Origin of the sequence: Undibacterium sp. Ren11W, assembly GCF_049340485.1 — a bacterium.
GTDB lineage: Bacteria > Pseudomonadota > Gammaproteobacteria > Burkholderiales > Burkholderiaceae_D > Undibacterium.
Genome location: NZ_JBMPPB010000002.1, coordinates 288,238 through 306,267 on the forward strand (window position 1 = coordinate 288,238; position 18,030 = coordinate 306,267).

An 18,030-nucleotide genomic window follows, 5' to 3' on the forward strand; every position below is an offset into this window, starting at 1 on the left:
AAGGATAGGCATGCAGGCCCCGTTATTTCGACATTTGTTTCGACAGTTGTTTCTACATCTATTTCAACATCACTTGCTACAGTTTTTCCAGCAACGCTTGTTGTTCTTAATGATGGTGCTTGGCCTGTGCGCCTATCCCTCTTTTTCTTTGGCGCAAACCGCCGCGGCCTTGCATGACCCAACGCTGGCGGCGCGCGTCAATGGCGTCGCCGTGCATAGGTTTACCTTGGACGTGATGGCTTACATGGCGCAGTTATCTGATCCAAAAACTTCGCGCGCCGTGGTGCTTGAATCTTTGCTGGCGAATCGCTTGTTGGCGCAGACTGCGCGCCGCGACTTTGCCGAATATACGACACCCGCCAGCGCCAATCGGGTCGGCTTTGCCGCCGAAGTGGCACTCGACGATCAGCTTAGCGGTACTTTGCGCACCGTGTACCGCGATCCGATTGAGGCCAGTATCAAAAATCTGGCGGGCGGCAATCTCAATAGCCTGGTGCTGGAGCGCGGCAAGCTCGCGACGGATCAACTTGATCTGGTGTTCGGGCCCAGCGACAAGGTCTTGCTCGACTACCAGTTAACTCCGTCCCAATTGAGCGCTGCCAAACGTCAGATGCTCTTGCGCAGCAGTCTGGTCACAGCTACCAGTATCAGTCTTTACGATATTTTCTTGCGCCAGAATGTACAGGGACGGGTGGAATTTTTTAACCGTAACCGTGATTACATGCAGCAGCAGGCGATGTTATTGCTAGGCAATCTGTATCTGCAGCAATGGGCCAATCAGCGCTTCGGTGCCGATGCCGTGGCCGACCTGCGGCTGGCTTTGTCCGAGCAAATGGAAGTGCGCGCCCTGATGAGCTTGCACGGCGTAGGCGCCGACATCGATTCCGAAAGCCCGCTACTCAATCGGCTAGCAGTGCAAGTCACTCCAGCCGAAGTGCAAAGTTATTTTCAGACGCATAAGGAAGAATTTAAACGCATCATCTCGGTTAAGGCGCGCCATATCCGTAGCGCGGACGAAGCCAGTGCCAGAAGCGTGATTGATGCTGCCGCCAAAGGCGCAGACTTTAGCCAACTGGCGCAACAGTATTCTAAGGCCGCCGATGCGAGCCACGGTGGTGATCTGGGTCTGATTATGCATCGTTCAAAAATGAGCTGGCTAGAAGAGCTGGCATTTATGCAGGACGTGGGTAAGGTCTCGCCACCGTTTCGTGCCGCCGTTGGTCCTAAAGAGCAGGCATACTGGGAAATTGTATTGGTTGAGCAGCGCAAGGAAGGCTATCAGGACCCCAAATCAGAAACCGTGCGCTATCAGGCTGCACGCGCGCTAGCGCAAGAAAAAGCGCTACGCCAGATCAGTAACTTGCGTCAGCAATTACTGAAAAATGCGAAGATAGAAATCAACCGCCAGAGCCTGGGATAAGCGACGCATAGACCCATGACTGGCGAGAGAAAGAACCGTAGAAAATCCCATAGAAAAATTCATAGAAAAAGCCCATGCAACGCAGCAAAAAAATCCTGATCGTCAGCAGCGCGGTGATATGCGTAGCGCTGGTGGTATGGCAATGGACGGAAGCCGAAAATGCGCCGGAAAACGTCAGGCAAATCAGCTCGGAGAAAGCGCCAGCGAGCAGCGTAGCGGATAGTAAAGCACGCCATCTTCCCCTGCAAGAGCAAGAACCAGCAGCAGTGCAGCGGGTAGCCTTGCTGCCTACCGGCAGCGAAATGTCGGCTACCCAGAGTTTGCTCGATACCAGAAACGGCGATCCGCGCAGCCCGCCTGTGATTCATAACACCGCAGAACCAACTCTACCCAGCGCCGATGAGTTGGCCGACCCTAAAGCCTATCAGCAATACGAGGCACGCCAAAATATGCGCCTGTATTCTTCCTTTATAGACGCAGCACAGACAGAAGTGCCGCGTCTTAAAGCCGATGTCGCACGCGCCCGCGAAGTGGGTATCGCAGCGGCTGACATCAGCAAAGTGGAAGAAAAAATAAAACGCATAGTAGCAATGCAAGCGCAGTTACTGCGCGATCATCCGCAACTACTGGCGACCAGCGCAGAGAAAAAATAGACGACCTCGGGAGCAGTAGAGCGCCGATTATTTTTTGCAAGTCGCGATCAAGCGCTTACAGGTGCATGCGGTGCGTATGCAAACTCTGGCATTCTAGAAAAGCTTAATGTAGACCGAGCGTCGGTCAATTCTTTCGGGGCGGCACCGTAACCAGGTGCCAGTCTCGGGTCTAAGCCTTGAAAATGCATCACGCAAGCCTAGCGCTACCCGTTTGTGCTGGAACAGCTTACGCAAGATGCTTTATCACTAAAAAACGCAAAATTTCAGTAAAAAATACCAAATCTAAGCCTATAAACTTGCCTGATGGAGTAGACACGTCGATATAAAAAGTTATCTTTACGTATAGATTCTTCGAATTTTCGCGCGAATAACTTGATGAAAAACAAGAAATTTTCTGATAGCCGGTAAAGAGAAAAAACCCTAGGTAAAATGGGCTATTGTTAACTTGGCTCACTTATCGTGATGCTTCGCTCGCAGTCTTACCATTGCAAAACGCTGAAAACGAATTGATCGCTAAACCCATGAATACTTTGCCAGACATAGAATTTTCCGAAGAGTTGATACGCCGCTTTGACAAGCTTGGTCCGCGTTACACTTCGTATCCGACTGCGGACCGTTTCCATGCTGAGTTCAGTGAAAATTCGTATATCGGCTATCTGGAACAGCGCGCCGCCGATACTAGCAAGAATCCGCCCTTGTCGATCTACATTCATGTGCCATTTTGTGAATCGCTGTGCTACTTTTGCGCATGCAATAAGATCATTACCAAAGACCATAGCCGTACCACGGAATACTTGCGTTACCTGGCCAAAGAAATGGCTTTGGTTGCAGCCAGGATAGGCCCAGACCGGCGCACCGCTCAGCTGCACTTTGGTGGCGGCACTCCTACTTTTCTAAATCCAGATGAACTGCGCGAGCTGATGGCGTTAATACGCAGTCATTTTGAAATTTTGCCCGATGCAGAACTGGGGATAGAGATAGATCCACGCACGGTCAGCGATGATACTTTGGCCTTGCTTGCCGAATTGGGTTTTAACCGCACTAGTTTTGGGGTACAGGATTTTGATCCGGCTGTACAGCAAGCGGTGAATCGCATACAGCCTTATGAAATGGTAGAAAAGGCCGTCACCGCCAGCCGTAAAGCGGGTTTTGAATCGATCAATGCCGACCTGATTTATGGTCTGCCTAAGCAATCCCTGGGAAGCTTTAACCGCACGCTAGACCAGGTTATAGCACTTTCACCAGATCGCATTGCACTCTACAATTACGCTCATCTGCCTAGCCGTTTCAAGGCGCAGCGCCAGATTATCGATAGCGAGTTGCCTAGCGCAGAAGAGCGTCTGCAAATATTTTTAATGTCGGTGCGCAGATTGCTCGATGCGGGTTATATTTACATAGGACTGGATCATTTTTCCAAACCGGATGACGAACTGAATAAAGCACGTCTGGACAAGAGTTTGCATAGAAATTTCCAGGGCTATACCACCCGCGCCGATTGCGATTTGATCGGTTTTGGTGTCTCCGCGATCGGTAAAGTAGGCCATTCGTATAGTCAATCGGTACGTACGATCAAAGCGTATTACGAGCATCTGGACGCCGATCAGTTACCGATAGAAAAAGGTTTCTCGCTGACTGCCGACGATGTCTTGCGCCGTCAGGTGATTATGGAGTTGATGTGCAGCGGGCCGGTAAATTTTGCGGCAATTAATGATGCGCATGGCATCGATTTCCTCACCTATTTTGCGGATGAACTGGCACAGTTACAGCAATACGAAGAGGCTGAACTGATTAAGGTCGATCAACACAGCATCGTAGTCACCGCCAAGGGGCGGATGTTTGTGCGTGCCGTGGGCATGGTGTTTGATCAATATCTTGCTCAGCAAACCGGTGCAAAATATTCAAAATTGATCTGATCACATCTGTTGCGCTAATTTCTAATTTCTAATTTCTTTTTTAGGCTAAGGACCAAGCTAAGCTGCGCATAGCTTTGGTCTATTTTTTTTGCGGCTGTGGCCAAAATGAGCTTGCATCTGAAAGTTTACATAACGGTCACACCCAGGTCCTCAATCGCGGGATAAGTGCCGTATACCTGTTGGAACAAGAGCATGACCTGGCTCAGGTGAGGACCCTGGCCGAGATCAAGGTCCGAAAACGGCCAGAGCTGAACGCGGGTTTATCCTAATATGGCGCTACGATTATTTTGAAAGCGCCTAAGCATGAACCACTCGCATTTTTCTGCCTTCCGTGAACTGCACTTTACACCGTACCCCTTCTTGTTGCCGAACGCCTGGGATGCTGCCAGCGCCGTTTTATTCCAGCAAGCCGGCGCTACCGCGATAGCTACTTCCAGCGCAGCGCTGGCATGGTCGCTCGGCTATGCCGATGGAGGTGCCTTGCCGCGGGCAGAGTTAATGGCCGCGGTAAAACGTATTTTGCGCGTATTGCAAGTGCCTTTGACTATCGATTTGGAGGATGGCTATAGCGATAATCCAAACGAAGTAGCGGCACTGGTCGTTGATATCATGCAATGTGGTGTTGCTGGTATCAATTTAGAAGACGGCGTGAATACGCCGGCTATGTTGGTAGATAAGATCGTCGCTACCCGTTCCGCTTTGGCGGGTACTCCGTTGTTTATTAATGCCCGTACCGATGTCTACTTGAGTCAATTGGCGCAAGGCGATGCGGCACGAGATTTATCTTGTGAGCGGCTACGGCAGTATCTTAGAGCGGGCGCTGATGCTGGATTTATCCCCGGCATGACAGGGCTCGCGGATGTCGCCTTGGTGGCCGCAGAGATCGGCATGCCGCTCAATCTGATGGTACTGTCTGGTATGCCAGCGATCTCTGAATTAGCTGCTGCAGGAGCAAAGCGTTTTACTGTGGGGCCCGCAATTTTTCAGGCGAGTTATGCTCACGCACAATTACTGACAAAGAAATTTCTGCATGAGCAAGCGACGGAGGCGCTATTTTCTGACGCGCTTCCGTATGAATGGATGAATGCGCGCTTTCTCAAGTAATCATGGATGCTGACTCTGAGCCCGACGCTGAAGGCATCAGGCTCAGCATTTTTCATCATGTGTAAAACTATTTTTTGCCCAGATACGCATCCATTGCGGCACGCCCGATCGACGGATCATCGGTGAAAAAACCATCGATGCCGGCTTCCAAAAATATCTTCAACTCGGCGGCCAGATCGCCACGTTCGGTCAATGAAGCGACATTACCCTTGCGTAGATTCGCTGGTAAAAATGGATTTTCAGGACGGAAGGTGTACGGATGCAAAACCAGATTGGCGGCATGTGCGTTCTTTACCAAACTAGTTGGCACGCCCAGATTATTTTGCGTATCACGCGGAATGATCATCTCTTTGGATGGGCCTACGCCGTTGGCATAGGTCGCCACTTCTATCAGGCCGGCGGCACTGGCGATGTCGGCATAGCTACGGCTATCTCCGGCCAGTCGAAAATCTTCCGGCTGACCAGACCCAGACAAAAGTTGAACGATGGGCAGATCCGTCATCTTGCGGATTTCTTTCAGATTACTGACTTCAAATGACTGTATAAATACTGCTGCGGTTTTGCCACGGTAGCCGTTGGCATGCAGGATATCGATCAGACGTTTTTCTAAAGGCAGATTGATAGATTTGAAATAACTAGGGTGTTTGGTTTCTGGATAAATACCTATGGTGCGGCCAGTTTCTGTGCTTTTGGCCTTGGCCAGATCGATCACTTCTTGCAAGGTCGGGATCTCGAATTGGCCGTCAAATTTGGCGTTCTCAGGACGATTCGCAGGAATGCGTTCTTTGGCACGCAAGGTTTTTAATTCGGCCAGCGTAAAGTCTTCGGTAAACCATCCGGTGACGCTGACGTTATCAATTTTTTTGGTTTGTTTGCGGGCGGAAAATTCTGGCTTATCTGCGACATTGGTGGTGCCAGAAATTTCGTTTTCGTGGCGTGCGACTAATACGCCATCCTTGGTACTCACCAAATCGGGTTCGATGACATCGGCACCGATTTCTATCGCCTTAGTGTAGGACGCGATTGTGTGTTCGGGACGCAAGGCAGAAGCGCCTCTATGACCGATGACTACTTTGGCAGGCAATGGGGTCGGTTGAATGTCAGAGCTAGCGCCACCGCAGGCGCTTACCAAGAGACTCGCGGAAAGCAGTGCAGCGCCAGGGAGTAAGGAGAATTTGTACATGATCGTAAATGAGTAAGTTGAAGATGTACAAATAATAATAGACGAGCATGACAGCGGCATGACCACTACATCAGTGCTAATGGAGTCACACAGACTAATCCATCAGGCCTCGCCCAGCATCAGCGATAGCATGCTGATAGAACCCAACTCAATCTGATCACAGAATATCTGTATAGGCTCCGCATCGATACGCGCACCCAACACATACAGCAAGGGCAAAAAATGTTCTGAAGTTGGCACCGCCAATGCGGCGTCCGGACCAAAAGCGGGGTAGTCGATCACCTGTTCAAACTGTCCGGCTAGTATCGCCTCGCGTATTGCATCGTTAAATCGATGTGCCCAGTCATATCCTGTTGAGCGCATATCTAGCTGCCTCAGATTGTGCACCACGTTGCCGCTAGCGATGATTAGCACGCCTTCATCGCGCAATGCTCTCAGCCGCTGGCCGAGTGCAAAATGCGCCGCTGCTGACAGCCGCATATCCAAGCTTAATTGCAGTACCGGAATGCTGGCATCCGGGTAGATTTTTGCCAGCACCGACCAGCTGCCATGATCCAAGCCCCAATCCTGATCTAGCTGTACTGGCGTGTCGGTAAATGGCGTGAGTAATTCAGCGATGCGTGCCGCCAAAACAGGATCACCGGGTGCCGGGTAACGCATATCAAACAGCGCTTGCGGAAAGCCGCCAAAATCATGGATAGTTTTGGGCGCGCTCATCGCCGTCACTGCGGTGCCATCGGTGAGCCAGTGCGCCGAGATTGCGAGTATCGCCTTGGGCCGGGGCAGACTTAGTCCTAAATTTTCCCAAACACGGGTGCAGGCATTATCCTCAAGTGCGTTCATAGGGCTACCGTGGCCAATAAAGAGTACCGGCATGCGTTTGCTGCTATTCATACTTTGCTCCTGCTAAGATCTGCGTTTTTCAAAATTGATCTATCAAGCAGGCCGCCACTAAAGGCGGGCTCCGCTTCATTTCCGGACCTTAATTGTGGCTGATTATGCTCTGGTTTTTTCCAGGCTCAAGGCACCGCTGCCGTGGATAATGACAAACAACAGTCCACCAGCCATAGAGAGGTTTTTCATGAAATGTATCATCTGATTTTGCGCCTGATCGGCCGCAACACCCCAAAAATTATGGAAAATGAAGGCCGCAGCGACGGTAAAGAACAACATGGCGGCTGCCGCCCAACGTGCTTTCCAACCGATGATCAGCATGATACCTCCGCCTAGCTCTACAATAATGGCAGCGATTGCGCCCAGACTGGCGAATGGCAAGCCCTTACTGGCAATATAGCCGACCGTGCCTTCAAAACCGGTAATTTTTGATATGCCAGATAAGACAAAGATGCTGGCGATCAGGATGCGGCCAAGCAAAGGGCCGAAAGAAGTAAGTGCGTTCATGGAGAAATCCTTTAGGTTGAGTGATGATGAAGAGAGTGTATATGTTCCATAATCAATACAGAAGACCATAAAATGGCAATCATTGTTCCATTAGCGGCAGAATTGTCTCATCGCCTTACACGCATTTTTCGTAGACTCTCTTGAGTAAAAGGGCAATAACTGCATGAACAAAATAACATGAACAATACGCCTGAAATTACCTACCGCAGTGTTAATTGCGAATTCCACGATGTGCTAGAAGCTCTGGCAACGCGGCGTCAGCGCTGCGTGCTGGTGTATCTGGCAGAAGACGGCAGTACCAAGACCTGTGAGGCACTGATCACCGATGTTTACGCCAAAGCGGGTGCCGATTATCTCCGTCTGGATAATGCTAGCGAGCTGCGCCTGGATCGCTTGCTGCAGGTAGATGGTGAGCGTCCTGAGCAATTTGAGCGTCGTTTTCTCAATCTGTAAACATCCTGCCCGTTCACGCATAACCCATGCGGCCTAGCGGCTAGGGTGCCGGGAGAACCGCATGGAATATGCGCACTGGCAGGGGTATTGCCGGATAATTTTCTGTGCGTCTGAGATAGCGAGTTTCGTTTTGCCAACGCGATTTAGTTTGTTCACCAGAGTTTTCATCGGATAATGTCAGCCTTAATTTGGCGCAGCCAAGAACCTCTCAATGATGCTCTGCATTTTTGCAACAGGAATTTTTAATGAAGTTATCTAGCGTCACGTCGGGAAAAAACAATAATTACAATTTGATCCGCATACTCGCAGCGCTGGCGGTACTGGTCGGTCACAGTTTTGCTTTGCTTAAACAGCCAGAACCCTTGGGTCAGGATCTTGGTATCAGCTTGGGTTCGATCGCGGTTGATTTGTTTTTTATTGCCAGCGGTTTTTTAGTCACTGGCAGTTTGTTGCAAAGACAAAACCTGCAGGAATATCTGCTGGCCAGAGCCTTGCGTATCTTTCCTGGGCTATTGGTGGTACTGCTATTGAGTGTCTTTGTGTTGGGCGCTGTATTTACCAGCTTGACTCTGACTGCTTACTATAGCCATCCGCAAACTTACTATTATCTGCATAAATGTCTGACTCTGGTGACGGGTGCCGCCTATTACCTGCCTGGCGTGTTTGAAAGTAATCCCTACAAGGGCGCGGTCAATGGCTCACTGTGGACGATGGTGTACGAGGTGAAGATGTATATCTTTCTGGCGATTTTTTGGGCTGTTTGCCGTGTTTCGAAAAACCACGGCTTACTGCTGTTTCGTCGATTGATCCTCCTACTGGCCACCGGCGCTGGCATCTTTAGCCTCGTGCATTATTTTTCTAGTGCTGAACATAGTCCGGCTGATGGATTATTTTTCATGTTCTTTTCCGGTGCAGCCTATGCGGTGTTGAAAGACAAAGTGCAACTAAGCGCACGCCTGTTCTGGCCGCTATGTCTTGCCTTGCTAGGCTCTGCAATGCTGAATCAACAGGCGTTTTTTCTGGTGTATCAAGTAAGTCTCGCTTATATCTTGTTTTATCTGGCCTATGTGCCGGCGGGCCTCATTCGAAAATACAATGTGCTAGGTGATTATTCTTACGGCGTTTATATCTACGCCTTCCCGGTGCAGCAATCGCTGATCGCCTTGTATCCCGCGATCTCGGTCGCCGTGCTGACGCTGCTATCGGGCGCTGTGACGCTAATGCTGGCGGTATTGTCATGGTATCTGATAGAGCAACCCGCGCTGGCTTTCAAAGGGCGTTTTGTCGCGCGCCGCCAATCGGCTAGCAGTTTGGCAGCACATACTGCGCCGCCGGTGTAGACGATAAGCCTGGCCTGCCCGTGTCTGATTGATGATATTATTGAGGCAACATTTATATTGGCTTTATTGCCTTTTTCCTCTTCAGGATTTCAGATCATGTCCGACACGCCAACCGTTTCAATTTTATTTGTTTGCATGGGCAATATTTGCCGCTCACCGACTGCCGAAGGCGTGTTCCGTGCCCGTGCGCAGGCGGCCGGGCTGGCGCTAGAGATCGATTCGGCCGGCACCCATGCGTATCACGTTGGCGCGGCACCAGATGCCCGCTCACAACAGTTTGCCAAAAAACGCGGCTACGATTTATCCCAGCAAAAGGCGCGTCTGGTGTGCGCCCATGATTTTGAGAAATTTGATTATGTGCTGGCGATGGATAGAGACAATCTGGCGCTGTTGCAAGCTGCTTGCCCATCCGCGTATCGCCACAAAATCGGCTTGTTCATGCAGTACGCAAATAATTTTGAGACTGATGAAGTGCCCGATCCATATTCCGGCGGCAGTAGCGGCTTTGACCTGGTGCTCGACTATATCGAAGACGCCAGTGCAGGTCTGCTGACACATTTGCAAAGATAGTTTTGGCAAATGGCGGCGTTTAGCGCGACAACGCACTGCGTATCAGATAGCTGAGTGCATCGACCAGCGCCACAAGCAGCATCATGGCCAGCAAGACGCTGCTGGTTTCACCCATCTGGAACAGGCCCATGTGGAAGGCCAGCATCTGGCCCAGGCCACCGGCACCGACTACGCCTAGCACGGCAGCGGCGCGGATATTATTTTCCCAGCGGTAGAGGGTGTAACTGAGTAGTTGCGGCAAGACTTGCGGCAAGCTGGCGTACAAAAATATCCGGGTCTCAGAGACCCCGCGCAGACGCAGCGCAAAGCCGGGTTCTGGCGGCGCGTTTTCTATGGCTTCGGCAAACAAGCGACCCAAGACGCCAGAAGTATGCAAACCCAGCGCCAGAGTCCCGGCAAACGGGCCGAGACCGGCCGCAATCAAGAGTAAGGTGGCCCACACCAGTTCTGGCGTGCTGCGCAAGGCGTTCAGTAGCAAGCGCGTCGGGCCACGCCAGCGCGCCATGTCTTGTGCATGCGTCTTGCTGGCCGGTAGTGCCAGCAGCACACCGAGTAACAGCGCCAGTAAAGTGCCTAGTGCCGACATCGCCAGAGTTTCCAGCGTCGCCAGCGCTAGCTTGTGCAGAAAAGCGGGGCTGGTTTCTGGATGCATCAGTTCGGCCACAAAGCGCCCCATGCGGCCAATCGCATCCCAGGAGAAAAACTGCGCCCATTGCAGGTTGAGGGTAGTAAAGCTGGCCAGCACCAACAGTGCTACGCCCAAGACTAACCAGCAGGATAGACAACGGGCGTTGAACAGCTTGGGCGGCAGTTGCGTGGTCGCTTGCGTGGTTGGTGGGTGCTGAGGAGCTTGCATGCTTTATGCCAAAATTTTGCGTAAGGCGGCGCTGATGCGATCGGCCAGCCATACCAGCGCCATAAACACCAGCAAGATACTGGCTACTTCTGCGCCATTAAACATCTTCATGGAACTATCCATCAATTGTCCGAGGCCGCCGGCACCGACAAAACCGAGCACTGCGCTGGAACGTATCGCGCATTCCCAGCGGTACACAGTGTAGCTGGTCAGCTCGGCGGCATTTTGCGGCAGTAACGCATAGAAAAAAGTCTGCAGGCGGCCCGCGCCATTGCGCATCAGGCTGCTGCTAGCGTGCGCATCGCTGCTTTCTAGGATATCGGCGTACACCTTGCCCAGCATACCGCCATAGGTCAGTGCGATCGCCAGTACCCCCGAGGTCGGGCCTAAGCCCACCACCCGCACAAACACCAGCGCCCAGACCAGCTCAGGGACGCTGCGTAGCACCATCAGGGTCCAGCGCACCAATTGCCGCAGTATGGCCGGTAGCAGCGCCATACTGCCAGTGAGTGCCGACAGCGACAAGACCCGCACCGACAAGAGCGATAAGGGGAGTGCCAGCAGCAAGGCTAAGCTCATGCCGGCAGTCGCCATCGCCACGGTGCGCCAGGTTTCCCGCGCCAGCAAGAGCAAAAATTCAGGATCAGAACGTGGCGGAAAAAACGCGCTGAGAAAATTCCAGGCCGGTTTCAAGGCATCCGGCTCTAGCAAGATCCAAGGTTTAAATTCGGTCAGGACTAAAGTTGGCCACAACAGCGCCAGACTAGCCAGCGCCCAGAATACCCGCCCGCGCCAGGCCGGATCACGTAGCGCTGGCTGAGTCAGCACAGGCAGTTGCGCGCTCAGCGGCACAGCATCTCCACCGGTGCTGGCGCTGGCGGGAATTGATCGTCGGCCGGATGGGCAGTGCCGCTCAGTTCATGCAGTTTTTGCGCATACAGCGCCTGCAAATGCTGCTCGCTCACTTGCGCGGCTGGCAGATCAAAAAATAAGGCACCATCGCGCAAACCAACGATGCGCGGAAAATGCGCCAGTGCCATCTCTACATGATGCAGGCTGGCCACCAGCGTCGCCGCGCGCGCGCTGGCCGCCTCGGTCAGTGCAACTATGGCTTGCTGAGCGCGTTGCGGATCGAGCGCAGAGAGCGGCTCATCGACCAGCAACAACCTGGCCTCAGACACCAGCGCACGCGCCAGACCGACGCGCTGACGTTCGCCGCCCGACAGTCTATCGACGCGTTCAAATAATTTATCACTCAGATCAAAGCTGGCTAGCGCGCGTTCGGCACGCGGGATGTCTTGCGGATAAAACAGGCTGCGCAGACTAGCCCAGATATTTTCATGTGGCAGACGCCCCGCCAGCACCGCCGTCACCACTCTTTGGCGCGGTGGCAAAGGTGGCACTTGCGGCGCTAAAAACAGCTTGCCGCGCAAGGCTCGCAAGGCAGCGCGCGAGAGTTGCCAGGGATCGCTATTGTCGAGCTGCAGATTGCCCTGCGATGGCTGTAGCGCGCATGCCATCAAATGCAAGAGCGTGGTCTTGCCAGCCCCCGAGGGGCCGATGATGGCGAGCTGTTCGCCAGAGCGCAGACTCAGGCTGAGTTCGCGCAAGGCGGGCGCGGCATCTGGCTTGGCCGCCGGATGCCGGCCCGAGACTGCGAGTAAATCTAACTTCATGCTTACTTGAGCAAACCAGCGCTATGCGCCGCTTGTTCTATACCCTTGTAATTCTCTGCTTTGGTAGGGATGAAGCGGGTGGCACGTTGCAGCTCTAAGATTTCTTTACCTTCTGGAGTACTGCGATCCAGACTCAAGAAAGCCTTAGTCAATTTTTCGCGTTGCGCCGCAGGCATGTCGGCGTGTACCGTCCAGTTGTAATCGAAGAATCCAGGCGTGGTGTAAAACACGCGCACTTTATTGGTGTCGACTTTACCGTCGGCGACAAATTTCTCCCACACCGAAATATTCAAAGCACCGGCATCGACCTTGCCCGCCACTACCGCAGCGATAGTCGCATCATGCGCACCGGAGTAAGCCACACGCTTAAAATCTTTATCCGGATCGATATTGGCTTGCAGCAAAAAGCTACGTGGCATCAGATGGCCGGAGGTGCTGGACTGCGAACCGAAGCTGACGTTTTTGCCCTTCAGATCAGCCAAAGTTTTGATAGCAGGGTCGCTAGTGATAAAGACCGAGCGAAATTTAGCATCTTCTTCACGCTGCACCAGAGGGATTACCTTGCCGCCGGAGCGCACACTGGCCTGCACAAAAGTAAAACCACCGTACCAGGCCAAATCAACCTGCTTGTTCGCCAGCGCTTCTACCGAGGCGGCATAGTCAGTCACGGGAGTAAATTCGACCTTCATACCCAGAGTTTTTTCCAGATATTTGACCAGCGGGGCAGCTTTACGCGCCAGTTCGGTTGGCGACTCATCCGGGATAGCAGTGACTTTAAATACAGCCTGAGCCTGAGCAAGGCTGGCAAAACCGAATAAAGCAACTGTAATAGCGGCACGAAGGCTACGTGCAGCGCGCGCGGCGGAAAATGTAAGCATGGGGATATCCTCAGTGAAAAGGGAACGACGGGGGGCGAATTGTATATTAGACCCGAAATCAACGCCATTTGCACGTAATGCAAACGCTAACTAGGGCGATTGTATGAAAACTCAGGCCGTTTAAAAGGATCTAATTTTTTCCACGAAAGTCACGAAAAGCACAAAAAATACGAAAGCGCACTGGCTTCGTCCTATGAGCCTATGCATTTCCCACTGGTCCTGATTGCTTTTTTCGCTTATTTCTGTTTTCGTACCTTTCGTGGACTAAGTTTTTCTTTCATGCAATTGCCCGCTATTTGGCGCAGTACGCAGGTGGCAATTGAACCCTAGGTATTACGAGTTACCACCATATCTTGAGCCTACCCAAGTCTCATCGTAGTTTTCCTCTTCGTTTCGAATGCAAATATCAACTTTTTGTAATAAATGTGACACGCAAGGGAATTTTCTCAATTCGCGCATCGAAACATTCTTAAGCAAGGCAACCACTCCAACTTGTTCGGCACTACGTTGTTCTTTGGCTGTTCTGAACATGAACATAATATATGGCGTGTCTTCAGACGTATCCATATCGCTTTGAGATATTTTTTGGGTTTTATCCTCGGCTGCGTTCGTTGCCGAATCGCGGGCAACGTGAAAAGCGTTTGAAATTAATCCTCGGTAAATCCTCGGTAAATACTCGTGAAATATCTCTAAAAAATACGGTATAACGCTTGGCATGAGAGCTTTTTTCGCCTTAATGAAAAGCATCCTATTGATTTCAGGGTTGGGAATAGGGTTTTGCACCTGGTTTGCGCGCGGTGTGTATCGCGACGATACCAAGTGATAGTCGCTCGAAAGTGACTTCCTCGAAACCATGGTTGAGCAACTCTTGAGCAAGCTGCTCTGCGGTCGGGAAGTCGCGAACACCTTGTAATAAGTAACTGTATGCAGACGCGTCACCGCCGCTTGCCAGCCAGCCAAGTACCGGCATACAGACGGTCATGTATGCCAGATAGGCGCGATGCAGTAACTTCCAGCGAATATTGGATGCCTCTAAGACGATGAGTCTGCCACCCGGCTTGAGAACTCGTAGTGCTTCCTGGACTGCTAGGTGGCGGTTACAAATTTTTAGGCCGAGTGAAATGGAATATGCGTCGATACTGTCTGTTGGTATGGCCGACATGTTCTCGGCATCCAGCAGCCTGAGGCTTACCGCGTCTTGGAAGGCGCGTAGGCGTTGTTCTGCGATAGCGAGCATCTTTGCGCTTACGTCCGATGCAATGACGGTGCGCCCTTGAGTTGAAGAATCGGCCAGCACGCGAAGAATAATGTCGCCGGTTCCGGTCGCTCCATCCAGTAGCGTACGCCAATCTTCACTTGCTATACGTCGTGCGACGCGCCGTTTCCAGAGTCTGTGAATGCCAAAGCTAAAGACATCGCATAGCTGGTCGTAGCGGGACGCTATACGGCCAAAGACGTCATCGTTCTGCCATGCGAATTCAGCAGCGTTTTGCTGCGGTGCTGTGTCATCAGTACTCATTTATTATGCTGGATAATAGCGTAGACCCGCCGCACCGGAACGCAAAAAATAAGATCCGCGAGCTGCTTGCGGCGGATAAAGTTTGTTCGACTGTAATGCCTGCGAAACGTATACGCTGAGGGATTGTATGCGATACGTTTGCCGTCTTGCTAGCAATTTGACCTGCAATCGTGCAGACGCAGACAAGAAAATTTTCTCAATTTCAAATCCAACCCGCATATCCCATGCGTTCTACAGGCCGAAATGCCGCCAGTAGGCGCAGCCAGATTGCGTGGTTGGTTTGGATATGTTGATGGGCGCCGCTAGTAAGGCCGGCATAGTTGTGCAGATCTAGTCGGCCATTTCAATCCCTCGCTGGCCATTGCGTCCGTGTGCCGGGCTGATGAAGCTTTATCCCTGCCTACCAGGTTCAGCTGGCTTCAACGTGTCTGGCGAAATTATTCAGGATAGCTTGCCATCCTTGGCGTTGTTGTTCCTCCGGATATTCGTTTTCAGCTTCGAAAGTTACACGTAGCGTGACGCCTGTTTCGCTCTCTATGAACTCGACTACCCCAGTACGGTCGCCGAATGCATACTCGATTAGCTCATTAGGTACGATCTTGGTGTAGGTTCCGGCGAAGTCAAAACCGAAGCTGCCATCTTTGGCTTCCATGCGCGATGAAAACGCCCCACCGGCACGCAAATCGACGCTGGCTTGGGTAGTGTGCCAGTCATCAGAAGCCGCATTCCATTGCTTGATGTCGTCCGGCGTGGTGTAAGCACTCCAGACTTTGGCGATGGGCGCTTTGACGATGCTTTCTACGGAAATTTTCATGGTCTTACTCCTTGTGGTTGACAACTAAGTTTGAAATTAAATGGACGTGCAGCATAACTCGTAGACCGGGCTGCTAAGCCCAGCATTCCTAGCCACATTTAGCCGACAATTTTAATTTGCCGCTGCTCGGTGTGACCATGTGTAGGCTGGGTTGATGAAGCTTTAACCCAGCCTACCGTGCTTAGGAATTGAGATAGTCACGTGGTACCGGTAAGCCCTGCGCCTTAAAGAACGATAGTTGATCAAAATATCCCTTCTGATGGCAGATTTTTTCATCCCTAAACTGGAAGAACCCGCAACCTTTCAAACCGAGTGGGTCTCGCCATTGAAGAATCGCAGTATCTCCGCACTCATAGATACGCTCTTCGATACACACCATCTTTGCTCGAGCGAAATCGACCTCAAGCAATTTGCGGATTGCCGAGCGGCCTACCAACGGTTCAGCAAGAACGGCTTGCTCATTAACAGCGTCTTCCGTGTACATATCCGCCAAGCCTTGTATGTCTGCTGCATTGAACCTAGCGACCCACTCTCTCATCAATTCTGTCGGTGTCATACGCATTTTTCCTCTTGATAAATAACTAGCTCATTCACATCCAGTCGGCAATTTCAACGCGCCGCTAGTGGTTGTACGCGTGTGCTGGGCTGATGAAGCTCTAGCCCAGCCTACCGCGCTAAACAATCGTACCTATTGAGTTGCATCTGTTTTTGTCCAGCGCTCCAGTGAACAATTTTTATTGTAATTAATGGATGCGTTCTCATGTATCACAAATGTACGGTAGCTTCCACTTTTCGCCATAGCAGCAACGATCATTTGATACGGAAGGCCAGACATTCCTGAGAAATTAATTCGAATTACGACAGATCCCTCTGCTCCGTATTTTTCTTGTTCGCGCCAAGGCGCACCTAAAATATCAACACCTCTAAATCGCGCTGTTTTGTGATAACAAGTAAGCGTTTCCATCGCGAAATCAGCGACGCTCGATTGGAGTTGGCCAGTATCGACTTGTCCCGGTTTGTTGTAGGAATGGATAGCCTCGGACGTTGCTTGGGGATTCTTAAGTGCTAATGCCAAAATCATTGTTACTGGGTCCATGGTGCTCCTTGATTGATCTATCGGTTTATAGAACTAGGTAACCTAATGAAAACGTTTATACGCAGCACATCGCGTGGCGCTCATGGTTCAAATTGTAAGCGAAACGTTTATTAAATTACTAGCAATTTGACCTGCAATCGCACCAGCGCACGCAAACGATTTCTCAAAACCAAAACCCATCCCGCATACCCCATGCGCCCTACAGGCCGAAATGCTGCCAGCAGGCGCAGCCAGATTGTGTGATCGTTTTTGGATGTGCTCCTGCCGTAAGCTGAACTCAGCTTGGCGCAAGCTGCTTATTGGCTACCGAGTAAATACTCGCGGGCTAGCAGGCGGGCGCGGTGTAGGCGGCTTTTGCTGGCGCCTGGGGTCAGCCCTAATTGCTGGGCGATTTCGCCTATGGTGAGCTCTTCAAAATCCCTCAGTAAGATGATCTCGCGATAGTCTTGCGGTAGCGATTCTAGTGCCTGTATCAGTTCTAGTCGCAATTGATCGGTGCTGCGTGTGTTTAGCCAGGTTTCCAGCTTTTCTTCTTCGTAGGGATCGTAGCGCAGCAGTGTGCGTCCTAGCCGGCGGCATTCGCGCATCACCACTTTAAACAGCCAGCCGGACAAGGCCGCCAGCGCTTGTACCGTGCCGATTTTGCGCGAGAGTATCAGCAGGCTTTCTTGTACCGCATCGTCGACATCGCTGATGGCGCAATGGCGTTGTGCATAGCGCCGTATATCGGGCTGGCATAAGATCAGCACATGATTGAGCGCGCTGGGGTCGCCGATCTTGGCGGCAGTGAGTAAGCCTAAATTTTGTTCTGATAATTTCATGCTATTCCGCCTGCATTTTGGGTGCGATTTGCTGCCGATTTTGCTAGCACTACCGGGGGGCAGATGATGCGCCCGGTTGTGCTTATTTGCCTTAGATTTATTGGTCTTTAGTGATGCGGCGTCCGGCCATGGCGCACATAGGGCAAAAGCCGACCAGGCCAGTGAGGGCGAAGCCGAGCGCCGAACCGGCTAGCAACAGCGCGGTATTGCCGCTAAAAAAATAAAAACTCGCTGCCACTGCCAAGGCTGAGGCAATGATACGTGCCAGACGTTCCCACGCAGGTAAATTTTTTGCATATAACATGATGTTTTCCAATTCTAGGTGATGAGGAC

Annotated in this window: 21 protein-coding genes; 7 read left to right on the forward strand and 14 right to left on the reverse strand. The window is 51.7% G+C overall.

From position 1 onward, the window contains the following. Positions 1 to 10: 10 nt before the first annotated feature. The 4 genes from ACO0K8_RS07920 (at position 11) to ACO0K8_RS07935 (ending at position 5,090) form a co-directional block, all read left to right on the forward strand. Entirely contained in the window at positions 11 to 1,420 is a 1,410-nt protein-coding gene (locus tag ACO0K8_RS07920) for a peptidylprolyl isomerase (RefSeq protein ID WP_422946111.1), read from the forward strand. Positions 1,421 to 1,494: 74 nt separating this feature from the next. After that, positions 1,495 to 2,073, forward strand: coding sequence for a hypothetical protein (locus ACO0K8_RS07925; protein ID WP_422946112.1), 579 nt, complete (start codon positions 1,495 to 1,497; stop codon positions 2,071 to 2,073). A 521-nt stretch (positions 2,074 to 2,594) separates the two neighbouring features. Continuing rightward, a complete protein-coding gene (gene hemN, locus ACO0K8_RS07930; protein WP_422946113.1) occupies positions 2,595 to 3,986 on the forward strand; it encodes an oxygen-independent coproporphyrinogen III oxidase in 1,392 nt (463 codons plus the stop codon). 303 nt (positions 3,987 to 4,289) lie between these two features. Then, positions 4,290 to 5,090 (forward strand): isocitrate lyase/PEP mutase family protein, encoded by an 801-nt coding sequence (locus ACO0K8_RS07935; protein WP_422946114.1) that lies wholly within the window; start codon positions 4,290 to 4,292, stop codon positions 5,088 to 5,090. A 67-nt stretch (positions 5,091 to 5,157) separates the two neighbouring features. Here the strand turns inward: ACO0K8_RS07935 and ACO0K8_RS07940 are convergent, their stop codons facing one another. From ACO0K8_RS07940 to ACO0K8_RS07950, 3 genes are all read right to left on the reverse strand, one after another. Next, positions 5,158 to 6,273 carry a glycerophosphodiester phosphodiesterase gene (locus ACO0K8_RS07940; RefSeq protein WP_422946115.1) on the reverse strand — a complete coding sequence of 372 codons (1,116 nt, stop codon included), beginning with the start codon at positions 6,271 to 6,273 and terminating at the stop codon, positions 5,158 to 5,160. A 102-nt stretch (positions 6,274 to 6,375) separates the two neighbouring features. Next, positions 6,376 to 7,167, reverse strand: a complete 792-nt coding sequence (gene ygiD / locus ACO0K8_RS07945; protein WP_422946116.1) for a 4,5-DOPA dioxygenase extradiol — start codon at positions 7,165 to 7,167, stop codon at positions 6,376 to 6,378. 102 nt (positions 7,168 to 7,269) lie between these two features. After that, the gene (locus tag ACO0K8_RS07950) at positions 7,270 to 7,674 is read right to left on the reverse strand and encodes a DoxX family protein (protein WP_422946117.1); all 405 of its coding nucleotides are present in this window, start codon (positions 7,672 to 7,674) and stop codon (positions 7,270 to 7,272) included. A gap of 177 nt (positions 7,675 to 7,851) precedes the next feature. Between ACO0K8_RS07950 and ACO0K8_RS07955 the strand changes: the two genes are divergently transcribed. The 3 genes from ACO0K8_RS07955 to ACO0K8_RS07965 all read left to right on the forward strand — a co-directional run bounded on the left by ACO0K8_RS07955 (position 7,852) and on the right by ACO0K8_RS07965 (position 10,037). Next, complete coding sequence (locus ACO0K8_RS07955) at positions 7,852 to 8,127, forward strand: hypothetical protein (protein ID WP_422946118.1); 276 nt, start codon at positions 7,852 to 7,854, stop codon at positions 8,125 to 8,127. A 245-nt stretch (positions 8,128 to 8,372) separates the two neighbouring features. Beyond that, on the forward strand, positions 8,373 to 9,467 hold the full coding sequence (locus ACO0K8_RS07960; protein WP_422946119.1) for an acyltransferase family protein: 1,095 nt from the start codon (positions 8,373 to 8,375) through the stop codon (positions 9,465 to 9,467). A gap of 96 nt (positions 9,468 to 9,563) precedes the next feature. Beyond that, positions 9,564 to 10,037 carry a low molecular weight protein-tyrosine-phosphatase gene (locus ACO0K8_RS07965; protein ID WP_422946120.1) on the forward strand — a complete coding sequence of 158 codons (474 nt, stop codon included), beginning with the start codon at positions 9,564 to 9,566 and terminating at the stop codon, positions 10,035 to 10,037. Positions 10,038 to 10,056: 19 nt separating this feature from the next. Here ACO0K8_RS07965 and phnE read toward each other — a convergent pair whose 3' ends face one another. The 11 genes from phnE to ACO0K8_RS08020 all read right to left on the reverse strand — a co-directional run bounded on the left by phnE (position 10,057) and on the right by ACO0K8_RS08020 (position 18,001). Further along, entirely contained in the window at positions 10,057 to 10,893 is an 837-nt protein-coding gene (gene phnE / locus ACO0K8_RS07970) for a phosphonate ABC transporter, permease protein PhnE (RefSeq protein ID WP_422946121.1), read from the reverse strand. A 3-nt stretch (positions 10,894 to 10,896) separates the two neighbouring features. After that, positions 10,897 to 11,745 carry a PhnE/PtxC family ABC transporter permease gene (locus tag ACO0K8_RS07975; RefSeq protein ID WP_422946122.1) on the reverse strand — a complete coding sequence of 283 codons (849 nt, stop codon included), beginning with the start codon at positions 11,743 to 11,745 and terminating at the stop codon, positions 10,897 to 10,899. Continuing rightward, complete coding sequence (locus ACO0K8_RS07980) at positions 11,736 to 12,569, reverse strand: phosphonate ABC transporter ATP-binding protein (protein ID WP_422946123.1); 834 nt, start codon at positions 12,567 to 12,569, stop codon at positions 11,736 to 11,738. Before ACO0K8_RS07980 ends, ACO0K8_RS07975 begins: the two co-directional genes overlap by 10 nt. Positions 12,570 to 12,571: 2 nt before the next feature. Beyond that, a complete protein-coding gene (locus ACO0K8_RS07985) occupies positions 12,572 to 13,447 on the reverse strand; it encodes a putative selenate ABC transporter substrate-binding protein (RefSeq protein ID WP_422946124.1) in 876 nt (291 codons plus the stop codon). Positions 13,448 to 13,780: 333 nt separating this feature from the next. After that, positions 13,781 to 14,230 carry a hypothetical protein gene (locus ACO0K8_RS07990; protein ID WP_422946125.1) on the reverse strand — a complete coding sequence of 150 codons (450 nt, stop codon included), beginning with the start codon at positions 14,228 to 14,230 and terminating at the stop codon, positions 13,781 to 13,783. Beyond that, positions 14,205 to 14,966: a ubiquinone/menaquinone biosynthesis methyltransferase gene (locus ACO0K8_RS07995; protein WP_422946126.1), complete on the reverse strand. Its 762-nt coding sequence runs from the start codon at positions 14,964 to 14,966 to the stop codon at positions 14,205 to 14,207. The genes ACO0K8_RS07990 and ACO0K8_RS07995 overlap by 26 nt, the downstream gene beginning before the upstream one ends. A 409-nt stretch (positions 14,967 to 15,375) precedes the next feature. Beyond that, the gene (locus tag ACO0K8_RS08000; RefSeq protein WP_422946127.1) at positions 15,376 to 15,780 is read right to left on the reverse strand and encodes an SRPBCC family protein; all 405 of its coding nucleotides are present in this window, start codon (positions 15,778 to 15,780) and stop codon (positions 15,376 to 15,378) included. Positions 15,781 to 15,961: 181 nt separating this feature from the next. After that, positions 15,962 to 16,336 carry a nuclear transport factor 2 family protein gene (locus ACO0K8_RS08005; protein ID WP_422946128.1) on the reverse strand — a complete coding sequence of 125 codons (375 nt, stop codon included), beginning with the start codon at positions 16,334 to 16,336 and terminating at the stop codon, positions 15,962 to 15,964. A gap of 132 nt (positions 16,337 to 16,468) precedes the next feature. Further along, positions 16,469 to 16,876 (reverse strand): hypothetical protein, encoded by a 408-nt coding sequence (locus ACO0K8_RS08010; RefSeq protein WP_422946129.1) that lies wholly within the window; start codon positions 16,874 to 16,876, stop codon positions 16,469 to 16,471. A 296-nt stretch (positions 16,877 to 17,172) separates the two neighbouring features. Continuing rightward, complete coding sequence (locus ACO0K8_RS08015) at positions 17,173 to 17,697, reverse strand: RNA polymerase sigma factor (RefSeq protein ID WP_422946130.1); 525 nt, start codon at positions 17,695 to 17,697, stop codon at positions 17,173 to 17,175. A gap of 97 nt (positions 17,698 to 17,794) precedes the next feature. Continuing rightward, positions 17,795 to 18,001, reverse strand: a complete 207-nt coding sequence (locus tag ACO0K8_RS08020) for a YgaP family membrane protein (RefSeq protein ID WP_422946131.1) — start codon at positions 17,999 to 18,001, stop codon at positions 17,795 to 17,797. Positions 18,002 to 18,030: the final 29 nt, after the last annotated feature.

Bases quoted from the DNA above. Each gene is read 5' to 3' on its own strand.
- ACO0K8_RS07920 (WP_422946111.1), top strand. From the start codon at position 11: ATGCAGGCCCCGTTATTTCGACATTTGTTTCGACAGTTGTTTCTACAT.
- ACO0K8_RS07925 (WP_422946112.1), top strand. From the start codon at position 1,495: ATGCAACGCAGCAAAAAAATCCTGATCGTCAGCAGCGCGGTGATATGC.
- hemN (WP_422946113.1), top strand. From the start codon at position 2,595: ATGAATACTTTGCCAGACATAGAATTTTCCGAAGAGTTGATACGCCGC.
- ACO0K8_RS07935 (WP_422946114.1), top strand. From the start codon at position 4,290: ATGAACCACTCGCATTTTTCTGCCTTCCGTGAACTGCACTTTACACCG.
- ACO0K8_RS07940 (WP_422946115.1), bottom strand. From the start codon at position 6,273: ATGTACAAATTCTCCTTACTCCCTGGCGCTGCACTGCTTTCCGCGAGT.
- ygiD (WP_422946116.1), bottom strand. From the start codon at position 7,167: ATGAATAGCAGCAAACGCATGCCGGTACTCTTTATTGGCCACGGTAGC.
- ACO0K8_RS07950 (WP_422946117.1), bottom strand. From the start codon at position 7,674: ATGAACGCACTTACTTCTTTCGGCCCTTTGCTTGGCCGCATCCTGATC.
- ACO0K8_RS07955 (WP_422946118.1), top strand. From the start codon at position 7,852: ATGAACAATACGCCTGAAATTACCTACCGCAGTGTTAATTGCGAATTC.
- ACO0K8_RS07960 (WP_422946119.1), top strand. From the start codon at position 8,373: ATGAAGTTATCTAGCGTCACGTCGGGAAAAAACAATAATTACAATTTG.
- ACO0K8_RS07965 (WP_422946120.1), top strand. From the start codon at position 9,564: ATGTCCGACACGCCAACCGTTTCAATTTTATTTGTTTGCATGGGCAAT.
- phnE (WP_422946121.1), bottom strand. From the start codon at position 10,893: ATGCAAGCTCCTCAGCACCCACCAACCACGCAAGCGACCACGCAACTG.
- ACO0K8_RS07980 (WP_422946123.1), bottom strand. From the start codon at position 12,569: ATGAAGTTAGATTTACTCGCAGTCTCGGGCCGGCATCCGGCGGCCAAG.
- ACO0K8_RS07985 (WP_422946124.1), bottom strand. From the start codon at position 13,447: ATGCTTACATTTTCCGCCGCGCGCGCTGCACGTAGCCTTCGTGCCGCT.
- ACO0K8_RS07995 (WP_422946126.1), bottom strand. From the start codon at position 14,966: ATGAGTACTGATGACACAGCACCGCAGCAAAACGCTGCTGAATTCGCA.
- ACO0K8_RS08000 (WP_422946127.1), bottom strand. From the start codon at position 15,780: ATGAAAATTTCCGTAGAAAGCATCGTCAAAGCGCCCATCGCCAAAGTC.
- ACO0K8_RS08005 (WP_422946128.1), bottom strand. From the start codon at position 16,336: ATGACACCGACAGAATTGATGAGAGAGTGGGTCGCTAGGTTCAATGCA.
- ACO0K8_RS08010 (WP_422946129.1), bottom strand. From the start codon at position 16,876: ATGGACCCAGTAACAATGATTTTGGCATTAGCACTTAAGAATCCCCAA.
- ACO0K8_RS08015 (WP_422946130.1), bottom strand. From the start codon at position 17,697: ATGAAATTATCAGAACAAAATTTAGGCTTACTCACTGCCGCCAAGATC.
- ACO0K8_RS08020 (WP_422946131.1), bottom strand. From the start codon at position 18,001: ATGTTATATGCAAAAAATTTACCTGCGTGGGAACGTCTGGCACGTATC.